Below are 12,543 nucleotides of genomic sequence, written 5' to 3'. Positions count from 1 at the left end.
CCTATTTTTTTCAATATTGAATGGTTATAAGCTTATTTACATCAAAAAACAATCTTTGAAATGAGCGAAAATAATGAATAGAAAACAATTTTGGTTAACGAGTTTACTGTCGTCAGTCACAATGGCGCTGATGATGTCGGGCATTATTTCTGGCAGTAAAATGGGTTTCAGCGCGGAGTGGCCAGCCATTTGGTTCCAGAGTTTTTGTGTGGCATGGCCTTGTGCATGGGGGCTGAACTTGACGGTCCTTCCGCAAATTAGAAAGTTTGTCGCCTGGGTATGTGCACCAAAAATGGATGATGAAAACCGGAAAGATGATCAAGGTGATCTAAAAGTGAACGCAAACTGAATAGAATACTCACGCTAGGTTAAATTGCTCAGCGCTATGATGGCTTCAGAATTCAAACAGTCGGTTATTTACAACAGTAAGTTATGGGTAATTTACAACGGTAAGTAGCGAAAACAGGCTGTGATTAAATAATGAAATGGAGCCGGATATGAACCCTATTAGTATTGTTGTCATCACCCTTAACGAGCAAGAACGCATTGGCCGCTTACTCAGCGATTTAGTTAACCAAAGCCATCAAAATTTTGAAGTGTTGCTGGTGGATTCAAATAGCACCGATAACACCTGTGAAGTGGCCGAAGGCTATCGTGAATCCTTGCCAGAATTAACCATTCACAAAATGGATCAGCAAGGCGTCAGTTTAGGGCGTAATACTGGCGCTTCATTGGCAAAGCACGAAAGAATTTTGTTTCTTGATGCTGATGTTAGGCTTTCTCCCGATTTTCTTGTACGAGCCTTAACTAAGCTTGCAGACAGTAAGCTTGAAGTCGCTGGAGTGTACATGGGAGCGAAGCAGCTGCCCGTTGCACAGAAGTTAGGTTACGGTGCGTTTAATGCCGGTTTATTTGTCACTCAGTTCTTTTTCCCAACCGCCGTGGGCGCGTGTATTTTCTCCACTAAGCGATTACACCAAGAAATCGGTGGATTTGATGAAGAAATCAAATTGTGCGAAGACTGTGATTATGTAAAGCGTGCCAGCCAGACATGGCGTTACCGCATGCTTATGCTGTCATTTGAATTTGATCCAAGAAGACTAGACCAAGATGGTTTCTTCAAAATGGGTTTCACTTATCTAAAAGCCAATGTGCGTCGTTTCTTTCTTGGAGAAATGCGTAATAACGAAATGAATTATCGTTTTGGCCATTACGCAGAACAGAAATAACCGTTAGGAAGACAGGATGTTGACGCACTTCGGCCTGTTTATCGGCGCATTCTTAGATGCGCTGATTGGCCCTAATTTATTTGTCCCAGGTGAACCTTTTCTTCTTGCTGCTGGCTATCAACTTCACCAAGGTGTTGTTTACGGTGTCATTGCTGTCTTACTTGGCGGTTGGCTAGGTGACCAAATCAGTTATGGCATTGGTCGTCACCATGGTAAATGGTTGCAAAAAAAGTTAATGCGTTGGCAACCAAAAACTCGCAGAAGCGTTGCTAAGTGCAAACTGTTGATGAAAAAAAGAGGCCGAATAGTACTGGTGTTTGCACGCTTACTCGGGCCGGTTGCGTGGGTTGTGCCTTTTATCGCTGGGGTTGAACAAATACCGTGGCGTCGATTTAGTCTGTATTCCTTTTTGGGATTGATTTTAGGGGTTGGGCAGTTCGTTTTATGGGGCTATTTGCTCTCTTATGGCATCGAGAACCTTCCTTTCCTTGCGGCAGCGCAACAGTTTTTCGTAGAGCATCAATATCTGTTACTCGCCTTATTGGTGTCGATGGCGTTTACATACATTGGTATTAAGCGCAGATGGTCACGCTTGTGGGTTAAGTCGGCGGGAGTATTGTTGGTTAGCCTGCTTGCAATAAACTACAGCCACTTTTTCTGGTTCAGTGACGATATTGGCAATGTATCACCCGTTCAGAATCCGGTGACTAAAAACACTCAGCTGGAGTTTGAGGCTCGGCCAGGCCGCTCTGGATACTTTAAGAGCCAAGCGGTCAATGTGGTGTACATAGGACAAAGCCCGAGCGCACTTATGCAGCAGCTAGGTTGGATTGAGAATCGCACATTTTCGCGACACGATATTGAAATGCTCGATTACATAACGCTATTGCGGAACAATACCCCGCCAGTGTCTGATTTGTATTGGCAAGGGCAGCCGCAAAATCTGGCTTATCAATTGCCCGGTACGCTAGACAAACGAAGCCATATTCGGTGGTGGTATTCAGGCTTAGATCCTGCAACGAAGCAGCCTAAATGGGTAGGAGCGATAAGCTATGACGACGGTTTTAAACTGACCGCTTACGCAGGGATCGTAACCATACTTCACAGGATTGATCCAAATGTCGATGCGATGAGAGATGCGCTGGCGAATCAAATCAAACAACTAGACAGTCAATGGCAGCCGTCGATGTCTGCATTGGTAGAGCCAAGTACGATAAGCGGTAAACGAGACTATTACACCGATGGCCGAATTTTAGTTGTACGACCTACTTCGTAATTGTTTCAATAGAATTTGAGTTAAAAAAAACCTCGCCCTTTTTTGAGTGCGAGGTTTTTTTATCAGAGTCTAACGGCTAGTTGCTAGTTACGGAGCTCTCTAATGACACGAAAGCCGATGTAGTTCGCTGTGGTGTTTGTTGAAACGGCCAAGCTGTCGTGCGCTGCGGCTTTCGCGGGTGCAAAACTCCATGCGCCACCTTTTACGCTACCTTGTTTGGAATCCGTCCATTCCCAAACATTGCCGACCATGTCATACAGGCCGTATTGGTTGGGAGAAAATGCATTAACAGGAGATGTGCTGTTGTTTGACCAAGTTGTACCACTCCAGCCTGTATTCGCTTGCCCTGTACCCATGCTGTTGCCCCACCAATAGGCAGACTTACTGCCAGCTCGTGCGGCAACTTCCCATTCAGCTTCAGTAGGTAAGCGGTATTGATGACCTGTTTGGCCTGAAAGCCATTTAACATAGGCCTTAGCATCATTTTGGCTTAAGCAGACGGCAGGAGAGTTGTTTTGTTGTTTGAAGCCAGGGTTTCTCCAGTAACTGCCTTTAACTGGGATCACTTTGGCGTTATCAATGGTGGTGCAAATCTTTTTCAGTTCAGCATCCGACTGATAAGTCGTTTGGTTTACGAAAGTCGAGAATTGATCAACGGTGATTGGCGTTGCTGCGATAGCGAAAGCATGATCAAGGTTGAACTGCTGTGAACCGTTTTCGCCAATCAAATACTCACCTTCAGTGATGACGATCATCTTGGGTGCTTTAGACCCCGACGTTAATTGGTCGGCAAAGGCCTTTCCTGCGGTTGGTAGGTTCTGTTTTTCACGCAAGTTCGCTCGCAGAGTATGATCGGAGCGCACCGTTAATTCTTGATGGAAAGAGCGATAGCCTTCTTTTTCAACCGTGACCATATGAGCACCGGCAGGTAACATGACTTCTACCGGAGTCGTGCCATAATTTACGCCATCAATCTTTACCCTGTCTTGGTGCTGATTGGAGCGAATAGTAAGGTTGACCCAACGTACTTCTTTTTGCTGTTGTTTTTCTTGCTGCTGAATATCGCTTTGCTCAAAACAATAGCCTGAATCGATATCAAGTAATTTACACGCAAGATTTTTGGCTGGTCGTGCTTCTAATGCTACTTGTAAAACGGACTTGAATCGTTTTCCGTCGTAGAAACCAGAGTCTTTTGTTTTGTGGTTCAATACATGGATATTAAATGAAGCATTCGCCATGTTTTGCTTAATGGTTGCCGCCTCAGTGGTATTGCTCACCAACTCGGCTTGAAACTGATTGACCGCTTTTTGCAGTGCTAAGTTAGAGGTTTGGTCATTACACTGAGCTAATGTCATGCTTTGGTCACACACATTAGTAAATTGAACCGTGCGCTCATTTTGCACGCTCAATTCGCTTTGTAAGCGTTCTGCGCGAGAACGAAGGTGGTCTTGGTTCAATTGGTTGAGTTCAGCTTTTAGCTTGCTAGACTGCGCTTTTTCGGCGGCTAACTTTGCTAATACTTCTTGCAGTTGCTGCTCTTTCTCTAGCCGACTGTGTTGATTCTGCTTTACCAGCGCCCAAGCATCTTGGTAAGCCTGTTGGGTTATCGTGATATCGAGATCGGGGTTATCAAGCATCAAACCGTATTCGCGATCAAGCGCTTTCTTGCTCGACAGTCGTTTGCTATCTAGTGTCTTAGACAGTGACTCCAGCTTAGAAAGATCTTGTTCGAATTGACGAATATCCAGTTGAGTATCTCGAGCCTTTTCACTGGCTGTCGAAATCTCAGATTGTTTGTTTGATATTGCTTGTTCAATACTGCCAATGTTTCCAGCATCTGCAAATGCCGAAGTGCTCATTAAAGCAGGGAAAAGCGTCAACAAAAGTGCAGGTAAACCATGTCGCATTGAAGTACTACTATCTTGATAATGAAGTTAATTTGTCCAGTTTATACTAAAACGCCATTTTGTGTGCAGTCTTAGTATCTCGACTGGGCAACAAAATGGCGTTTAAAGGTGATCTTTGTGAATTCCGACCAGAAATTGACCGGAATTTTAGCTGTATTATTGAGTTAACCGTCTTTTTGAGGACGAAGTTTTACCCAAACGGTGTCACTGCCGTTGACGGTAATCGCTCGGTTGTAAGTTTCGTAGCCATCTTTAGCTACGGTAACTTGGTGGCGACCCGTTGGAAGGACAATCTCGACCGGTGTGCTGCCGTACTTAACGCCGTTGATCGTTACGTTGTCGTTATATTGATCAGAACGCACAGTGACGTTTGCCCACTGCTTGTCGTCTTTCTTAATGGTTTTGCCTTTAGCGCTGCTGTTGGTTAAACAGTAGCGAGCTTCAACATTAAGGAGTTTACATGCGGCAACAGATTCAGGCTTAGCTTGAAGTTGTGCTTGCATTTCAGTGTAGTAGCCATTGTTACCAGAGAAGCCACTTTTGATAAACTGGCTTTCTTGCACATGGATATTTAGCTGAACACCTTGTAGGTTCTGCTTAACGAGATTTGATTCAGTTAAGTTGGCAAGTAAACGGTTTTTAAATGTTTTTACCGCTTTTTGCTTAGTTAAGTACTTACCTTGATTAGCACACTCACCTAAAGTCATGGTCGTAGAACAGGTGGTTTGATAGTGAGTTTCTAATACAGAGCCTTCGCGTAATTCAGTCGACAGTCGCTTAACACGCGCTTCTATTTTGGATTCTTGTAAATTCTGCTGTTCACTGGTCAAACGTGCCTTCTTTTGCTTAAGCAAAGAAAGTTGCATTTCGTTTTCGCTGATCAACTGAGTATTTTCAAGTTGCGCTTTTTGGTTTTCTTTTACTGACTTCCAAGATTCTTGATATTGCTTTTGAAAGCTACTCAAGTCGATATCAGGTTCGTCGGTCAGCCTATTATATTGCTTATCCAGTGCGGTTTTAGCACGGTTTCGCTTTGTCGCGAACTCACTGCTTTCTTGTTTCAGGTTTTGTTGCTTCTGCAGTAAGCGGTTTAATTGGGTAGTTTGAGTCGCAGCATCTTGTTCAACGGCGTTGATGTCATCTTTCTTTAATGAAATTTTTTCATTAATGGCAGCTACAGGGTCAATTTGTTGTATCTCTTCGGCCTGCGAATTAGCAGACATGAGAATAGGTGTTAGCGCAAGCAATAGCGCTGGGATTCGATGTTTGATCATAATTCCCTGCATTCAAATAGGTGTTAAACAAAGGCTTCCGGCCATTGTATGGTAAGAAAGCATAAACTAGATATTAGATTTATAACTTATCTTTTATCAATTGTACCTGCTTTGTAACAGCTTTTTGCTAAAAATTCAGCTTTACAGGTTCAGTTTTGTTGAGCCGATTAGAAAATGAGTAAAAGATTGGATTGAATAAGTCTATAAAATGGGTGCGGTGGTACGGGATATTGGATGACGATGTTTTCATTGATTTTAAATTGAACCCACAGAAGCCGTAATTTATGTGCTCTTGATCATTGTTCCGAAGAAAAAATAACAGAGAACTTGATTTTGACTCCAACAAAAGGGCAAAGGTAACATAGGCCCAAAATTAATCCTGGTGTCACTATGACTTCATCCTCCTCTTTGCCAATCAACACTTGTCCGGACTTAAAGCATGGAAGTAACGATTCTAGCCCCAAACCTGCACAAGTGATGACGTTATCTAGCGAAATGAACATTCATTCTCATGACTACACCCAAATTGTGATAGGCCTTACTGGGCAAGCTGAATTTGATGTTTCAGGCGTTGGGAATTTCATTGGACAAGGGCAAGGTTGTGTCGTAACGGCGTCAACGGAACATGCCTTTGGTGGGGTGGGTAAGTCCGATATTTTGGTTTTGAATATGTTGGCAGAAAAACACGATGATTTTCTGGTCCATGAGAGGCTTGATGAGCTTGGTAGGAAAGATATCTATTTTCAGCTTGATGCATCTATCCAACAGTTAATTAAGATGCTGACAGTTGAGATGCTTGAGTCTCCGGAGAATGACCTACTCAGCCGTTCGTGTAATGAGATGGTATTGGCATTGTTGCAGAAGCACATGAAGTCATATCATGCGCTGCAAAGAGAAAGTCGGATGGATCTTGAAGGCGTCGACCGATATATCGATTCGCACTTAAGCCGTAAAATTTCGGTGAGTGAACTTGCGAGCAGTGTTTTTCTAGGAGAAAGCCAATTTCATATGCTTTTTAAAGGACAAACTGGGGTCACTCCTCACCAATATGTCCTTACCAAACGCATCGACGCGGCCAAAGTGCTCATTGAAGCCGGTAATTTAAGCTTAGGTCACATTGCGGAATTGACCGGTTTCTCTGGTCAAAGCGCCTTTACTCACGCTTTCTCTCGTATTCAAGGGCTGTCTCCCTCCCAATATAAAAAGCGATTTAGTGTTAAATAGGTTGCATCTAGGTGCACAAGGGTTAATTTAATTTATGTGATCATGTTTTATTTTTGTTAATTATCCGACTTTTTATCAAAAAACTCGGAGTTTTTGACAAGTATCTCTCTCAAGCTCAAAATACACTGCTAGCCATTGAGGAAGAACCCGACATTTTGTTCGGGTCTTGAGATTGAGGAAAACGCATGTTTACAGCAACAGATGTGTTGAAGCCGGAGTTTGTCGAGCAACCGCTTGATGAGCTATGGTCGTTGATCTCACCATTATATATGGTGGATGAAACCCAATGGCTAGAGCAACTCCTGCCTTTAGCCAAGCCTACCGATGCCGAGAAACTGGCTACGCAGCAAAAGACAACCGCTTTAATTGAAGCGATTCGCGCTGACAAGACGTCGATTCAAATGATTGATGCGCTGCTGCTTGAATACAGCTTAGATACGCACGAAGGTATTTTGCTTATGTGTCTTGCGGAAGCCTTGATGCGTATTCCTGATGCAGCCACCGCCGATGCTCTGATCCGAGACAAACTGACGGTAGCCGATTGGAAGTCTCACTTAAAGAATTCTGATTCTGTTTTTGTTAATGCCTCAACGTGGGGATTAATGCTAACAGGTAAAGTAGTGGGCCTTAAAGATTCAAAAACCAACAGCTCTACTCAAGCCATTAATGGTTTAGTGAACAAGCTGTCGGAGCCTGTTATACGTAACGCGATGCATCAGGCAATGAAGATCATGGGGCATCAATTTGTTCTTGGTCGCAGCATTGCAGAAGCTCAGAAAAATGGCGCCAAGATGCGCGATAAAGGCTTTACCTATTCTTATGACATGCTCGGTGAGGCTGCTTTAACAGAAGCGGACGCGAATAAGTACTTTAAAGATTACATCATGGCGATTGAAGCGGTAGGCCGTGAACCTAATGGTTCTGGTCCATCGCCGTCTGTGTCTATCAAATTATCCGCCTTGCACCCGCGTTATGAAGTGGCCAATCAAGAACGTGTGATGGGCGAGATGTTTGAAAGCCTTAGCAGTTTGTTGGTACGAGCCCGCGAATTGGATGTGCCAATTACGATTGATGCCGAAGAAGCCGATCGTTTAGAGCTGTCTTTAAAACTGTTTGAAAAACTGTATAACAGCGAAACAGTAAAAGGCTGGGGCAAGTTTGGTCTTGTGATTCAAGCGTACTCAAAACGGGCTTTACCGGTACTCACATGGCTTACTGCTGTGGCTAAGCAGCAGGGTGACCCTATTCCATTGCGCTTGGTTAAAGGCGCGTATTGGGACAGTGAAGTTAAATGGTCTCAGCAAGCTGGGTACGATGACTATCCTGTTTATACACGTAAAGAATCCACCGATGTGGCTTACCTTGCCTGCGCACGTTTCTTACTAAGCCCGCAAGTGCGTGGCAATATCTACCCTCAGTTTGCGAGTCACAACGCCCATACTGTTACCGCCGTTGCGGTGATGGCTTCGCACAGTGATTACGAATTCCAACGCTTACATGGCATGGGCGACTCGTTATATAACCATGCAATGGAAGCGTATCAGCAGCCAGTGCGAATTTATGCGCCAGTGGGTAGTCATAAAGATTTACTGCCTTATTTGGTTCGTCGTTTATTGGAAAATGGTGCGAACAGCTCGTTTGTTCATCGCTTGGTGGATGCTCGTTGCCCAGTCGAAAGCCTGACTCACCATCCGGTGGATTCGTTATTGGCATTTGAAACCATTAACAATACCAAGATACCGTTACCTCCTGCTATTTTCCCTGAGCGTAAAAATGCCATCGGGGTGAACATTGATGTCGCGAGCGAAGCGTTGCCTTTTGAAGCAGAAGTGGACACTTGGATGAAGCATCAATGGCAAGCGGCGCCAATCCTAAGCGGTGCTAGCCAATTCGAAAGCATGATCAAGGCAGATCAAACGCCAGTGAGCGTCACGGCGCCCCATGATCGTCGGATCTTAGTGGGTCAGGTTGCGATGGCAAACCTTGATCATGTTTCCGAAGCGATCGATCTTGCACAACACAGCTTGGCTGACTGGCAAAGCTTGTCTATCAAGGATCGTGGTCAGTATCTACTTGATTTTGCAGACGTCCTAGAAAAGCACTTAGCTGAGCTAGTGGCTCTGTGCCATTTAGAAGCGGGTAAAACCATTCATGACAGTATTGATGAAGTGCGAGAAGCGGTCGATTTTTGTCGTTACTACGCGCATCAAGCTTTAGAACTCACTCCTCAGCCAGTGAAAGGCTTCGATGATGTGACTCGCGAGATCACCCGTCAAGGCCGTGGCGTGTTTGTTTGTATTAGCCCTTGGAACTTCCCACTGGCGATCTTCTTAGGCCAAATTACTGCCGCATTAGTGACTGGTAATACCGTTGTGGCAAAACCGGCTGAGCAAACGAGCCTAATGGCCGCACGCGCCGTTGAAATGATGCTAGAAGCAGGCTTCCCAGCGGGTGTTATCCAATTACTTCCGGGTATTGGCGCAGAAATTGGTGGCGCGCTCAGTGTTCACCCTGCCATTGCTGGCGTGGTGTTTACAGGCTCAACTGCAACCGCACAGCGAATCAACTCGACGTTGGCAAGCCGCGACAGTATGCCCGTTCCGTTTATTGCTGAAACTGGCGGTCAAAATGCCATGATTGTCGACAGCACGGCGTTGCCTGAGCAGGTCGTACGTGATGTGATTCGTTCTGCGTTTGCGTCTGCCGGGCAGCGCTGTTCGGCATTGCGTGTCCTGTATGTTCAAGAAGACATCGCTGAGCGAATTATCAACCTAATTCAAGGCGCGATGGCTCAGCTTGACGTGGGGCTGCCTCATTTACATAAAACGGATGTGGGCCCTGTGATTGATAAAGCGGCTAAACAAGGCTTGCTTGATCATATTGAGCACATGACTTCTACCCAAAAGCTCATTACTCAAACGGCTTTGCCTGATGGTTGTGAGCACGGTGACTTTGTTCCACCAACGGCGTTTGAAATTGACAGTATCGCGGCGTTAAGCAAAGAGCATTTTGGCCCAATTTTGCATGTTGTTCGCTTTAAGGCGAATGAAATTGCCAAAGTGGTCGATGAGATTAACCAAACAGGTTTTGGTTTGACTATGGGTGTCCACAGCCGAAACGAAACGACCTACCGCTGGATTGAAAAACATGTCCGTGTCGGTAACTGCTACATCAACCGAGACCAAGTCGGTGCGGTTGTTGGCGTACAACCATTTGGTGGTCAAGGTCTATCGGGCACGGGGCCTAAAGCGGGCGGTCCGCACTATTTATTCCGATTTACTCAACCGGTTTATGCATAAGGAGAAGCATTATGGTTCATCAAGTTACGTGTTTTTCTGATGCCTACTCAGTGTGGGAAAATTGGAACATAACCGGTTATCAACAACGCAGCGATACCGTGATGGCGCTTAAAAACGAAGTAGCGCTTCATGACCTATCGATTGCCAAGGTGATGACTTTTCATTTGGAACAAGGGGATGCCATTTTATCCCCTTGCCATTTAATGCCAGGTCCAACTGGCGAAACGAATGAACTTTACATCGCAGGACGCGGAGTGAGTTTATTAATTCAAGACGAAATAGGCCAGCAGGCGCAACAAGCGTTAATTGCACAATTGACGTGTAGCTTATTGGCCGGCAATAGCGTCGTGGTCGCAAGCGACGATGAAGAGCTTAATGCTTTACTTAGTAGTGCATCTGTAGGGGCAACGTTGCCAACCAATTTGGTTCAAATTGTGCCGGTAGATGCAGCGCAAAGCTTATTGGAGTGCGATGTGCGCTGCGTAGGTTTTGTGGGGGGCGAAAGTGAGGCAATTAATTTAAATCGCAGTTTGTCACAACGGAGTGGCGCGATTGTTTCGTTTATTAGTGAGACCGATTTGGTGGGGCTACCTACCGCTTTAGATACGGTTCTCGCTTTGCGCTTTGTAACAGAACGAACGCGCACCATCAATATTACGGCAGTAGGCGGTAATGCAACCTTGCTAGAGCTTGGGAGCGACGGCCACTGACCATCTTTCTAAAAGCCTCCGCTTACGGGCGGAGGTTCACGGAAGAGCCATTATTATAAAATGAGGAGAAAACCATGATCGAGAATAGCTTTGCTATTACCGGTACTTTTATTGCGTACTTAATCGGTATGCTAGCGATCGGCGTGATTGCTTATAAGCGTACATCAAGTTCAAGTGACTACTTTTTGGGTGGTCGTTCATTAGGTCCATGGCCTGCGGCTTTGTCTGCTGGCGCATCAGATATGAGTGGCTGGTTGCTACTTGGGCTACCAGGTTATGCTTACGCGGCCGGCTTTGAAGCATTTTGGTTAGCGGGTGGCCTATTAATTGGTACTTGGGCAAACTGGTTTATTAATGCCAAAAGACTGCGTACCTACAGTATTACGACGGATGCTTTGACTCTGCCAGAGTTCTTGTCGCGTCGATTCCAAGATAATTCGAAATTGATTCAAACGATTTCTGCGTTCTTTATCCTTTTGTTCTTCCTCTTTTATACCAGTTCAGGTTTGGTAGCAGGCGGAAAATTGTTTGAAACGGTATTTGGTCTTGATTACAGCATCGCCGTAGTGATAGGCACGGTCTGTGTCGTATCTTATACGCTATTTGGTGGTTTCCTTGCGGTATCTTGGACTGATTTAGTACAAGGTCTACTGATGTCAGCGGCGCTGCTGATTGTCCCATTGGCGGCGATGGACGGTGGTTTTGGCCAGTTAACATCGGATCTCAGCGCGATTAACCCAGAGCTACTCACGTTGTGGAATGACACGAAAGGTGAGCCACTTACCGCTATTGCGATCATTTCACTTGCGGCTTGGGGCCTAGGTTATTTCGGTCAGCCACATATCTTGGCGCGTTTTAAAGCGACTCGTAGCAACAAAGATTTGACGACGGCTCGCCGTATCGCGGTGATCTGGACCGGTCTTTCTATGTTTGGCGCAATGCTAGTCGGCTTGGTTGGTTTAATTTACACAACCAAAACCGGTGGTGAACTGGCCGATGGAGAGAAAATCTTCATGTTGCTTGTTAACGCGATGTTCCACCCAGTCATTGCAGGTATTTTACTTGCAGCTATCTTAGCGGCCATCATGAGTACAGCAGATAGCCAATTGTTGGTGTCTTCATCGGCACTAGCAGAAGACTTCTACAAACAAGTATTCAATAAAGATGCGACCCAACAACAAGTTGTTATGGTTGGTCGTGTTGCGGTTATTGGCTTGTCACTGGTTGCGTTGTTCCTTGCTATGAATCCTGATAGCTCAGTTCTTGGTTTGGTTTCTTACGCTTGGGCTGGCTTCGGTGCTGCGTTTGGTCCTGCTATTGTTCTAAGCCTATACTGGTCTGGTATGAACCGTAATGGCGCACTTGCTGGTATTGTTATTGGTGGTATTACCATCGTGGTTTGGAAGCAACTGACAGGCGGTTGGTTTGATGTGTACGAAATCGTACCGGGCATCATCTTCTCGACAATTGCAATCATTGTTGTCAGTAAGATCAGCGGTGAACCAAGCGATGAAGTGAAATCTCAACACGAAGTATTTGAAAAGAACTTGGTTGAACTGGACTAATCAGTGTTAACTGTGATTTTTGAATGATTGAAAGCGGCTTATTAAGCCGCTTTTTTTAT

Annotated in this window: 9 protein-coding genes; 7 read left to right on the top strand and 2 right to left on the bottom strand. The window is 45.2% G+C overall.

Annotated features, from left to right (window positions below):
- The first annotated feature begins 73 nt into the window (after nucleotides 1–73).
- The 3 genes from VTAP4600_RS19860 to VTAP4600_RS19850 all read left to right on the top strand — a co-directional run bounded on the left by VTAP4600_RS19860 (nucleotide 74) and on the right by VTAP4600_RS19850 (nucleotide 2,505).
- A complete protein-coding gene (locus VTAP4600_RS19860; RefSeq protein WP_102524517.1) occupies nucleotides 74–349 on the top strand; it encodes a DUF2798 domain-containing protein in 276 nt (91 codons plus the stop codon).
- A 148-nt stretch (nucleotides 350–497) separates the two neighbouring features.
- On the top strand, nucleotides 498–1,229 hold the full coding sequence (locus VTAP4600_RS19855; protein WP_102524516.1) for a glycosyltransferase family 2 protein: 732 nt from the start codon (nucleotides 498–500) through the stop codon (nucleotides 1,227–1,229).
- 16 nt (nucleotides 1,230–1,245) lie between these two features.
- Nucleotides 1,246–2,505, top strand: coding sequence for an LssY C-terminal domain-containing protein (locus VTAP4600_RS19850; protein WP_102524515.1), 1,260 nt, complete (start codon nucleotides 1,246–1,248; stop codon nucleotides 2,503–2,505).
- A gap of 83 nt (nucleotides 2,506–2,588) precedes the next feature.
- Here the strand turns inward: VTAP4600_RS19850 and VTAP4600_RS19845 are convergent, their stop codons facing one another.
- Nucleotides 2,589–4,412: an SUMF1/EgtB/PvdO family nonheme iron enzyme gene (locus VTAP4600_RS19845; RefSeq protein ID WP_102524514.1), complete on the bottom strand. Its 1,824-nt coding sequence runs from the start codon at nucleotides 4,410–4,412 to the stop codon at nucleotides 2,589–2,591.
- Between the two features lie 164 nt (nucleotides 4,413–4,576).
- Complete coding sequence (locus tag VTAP4600_RS19840) at nucleotides 4,577–5,686, bottom strand: PEGA domain-containing protein (RefSeq protein ID WP_102524513.1); 1,110 nt, start codon at nucleotides 5,684–5,686, stop codon at nucleotides 4,577–4,579.
- Nucleotides 5,687–6,076: 390 nt separating this feature from the next.
- On the opposite strand from VTAP4600_RS19840, the gene VTAP4600_RS19835 reads away from it, so the two are divergent.
- The 4 genes from VTAP4600_RS19835 (at nucleotide 6,077) to putP (ending at nucleotide 12,484) form a co-directional block, all read left to right on the top strand.
- The gene (locus VTAP4600_RS19835; protein ID WP_102524512.1) at nucleotides 6,077–6,910 is read left to right on the top strand and encodes a helix-turn-helix domain-containing protein; all 834 of its coding nucleotides are present in this window, start codon (nucleotides 6,077–6,079) and stop codon (nucleotides 6,908–6,910) included.
- A 185-nt stretch (nucleotides 6,911–7,095) separates the two neighbouring features.
- Nucleotides 7,096–10,209, top strand: coding sequence for a bifunctional proline dehydrogenase/L-glutamate gamma-semialdehyde dehydrogenase PutA (gene putA / locus VTAP4600_RS19830; RefSeq protein ID WP_102524511.1), 3,114 nt, complete (start codon nucleotides 7,096–7,098; stop codon nucleotides 10,207–10,209).
- A gap of 11 nt (nucleotides 10,210–10,220) precedes the next feature.
- Nucleotides 10,221–10,919 carry a 1-pyrroline-5-carboxylate dehydrogenase gene (locus VTAP4600_RS19825; protein WP_102524510.1) on the top strand — a complete coding sequence of 233 codons (699 nt, stop codon included), beginning with the start codon at nucleotides 10,221–10,223 and terminating at the stop codon, nucleotides 10,917–10,919.
- 74 nt (nucleotides 10,920–10,993) lie between these two features.
- A complete protein-coding gene (putP, locus tag VTAP4600_RS19820) occupies nucleotides 10,994–12,484 on the top strand; it encodes a sodium/proline symporter PutP (protein ID WP_102524509.1) in 1,491 nt (496 codons plus the stop codon).
- The last annotated feature ends 59 nt before the right edge of the window (nucleotides 12,485–12,543 follow it).

The sequence above is a fragment of the Vibrio tapetis subsp. tapetis genome, from assembly GCF_900233005.1.
Lineage (GTDB): Bacteria > Pseudomonadota > Gammaproteobacteria > Enterobacterales > Vibrionaceae > Vibrio > Vibrio tapetis.
This window is presented reverse-complemented; position numbering and strand designations above follow the sequence as displayed.

Excerpts from the sequence above, each read along its gene's own strand:
- VTAP4600_RS19860 (WP_102524517.1), top strand. The coding sequence starts at position 74 with ATGAATAGAAAACAATTTTGGTTAACGAGTTTACTGTCGTCAGTCACA.
- VTAP4600_RS19855 (WP_102524516.1), top strand. The coding sequence starts at position 498 with ATGAACCCTATTAGTATTGTTGTCATCACCCTTAACGAGCAAGAACGC.
- VTAP4600_RS19850 (WP_102524515.1), top strand. The coding sequence starts at position 1,246 with ATGTTGACGCACTTCGGCCTGTTTATCGGCGCATTCTTAGATGCGCTG.
- VTAP4600_RS19845 (WP_102524514.1), bottom strand. The coding sequence starts at position 4,412 with ATGCGACATGGTTTACCTGCACTTTTGTTGACGCTTTTCCCTGCTTTA.
- VTAP4600_RS19840 (WP_102524513.1), bottom strand. The coding sequence starts at position 5,686 with ATGATCAAACATCGAATCCCAGCGCTATTGCTTGCGCTAACACCTATT.
- VTAP4600_RS19835 (WP_102524512.1), top strand. The coding sequence starts at position 6,077 with ATGACTTCATCCTCCTCTTTGCCAATCAACACTTGTCCGGACTTAAAG.
- putA (WP_102524511.1), top strand. The coding sequence starts at position 7,096 with ATGTTTACAGCAACAGATGTGTTGAAGCCGGAGTTTGTCGAGCAACCG.
- VTAP4600_RS19825 (WP_102524510.1), top strand. The coding sequence starts at position 10,221 with ATGGTTCATCAAGTTACGTGTTTTTCTGATGCCTACTCAGTGTGGGAA.
- putP (WP_102524509.1), top strand. The coding sequence starts at position 10,994 with ATGATCGAGAATAGCTTTGCTATTACCGGTACTTTTATTGCGTACTTA.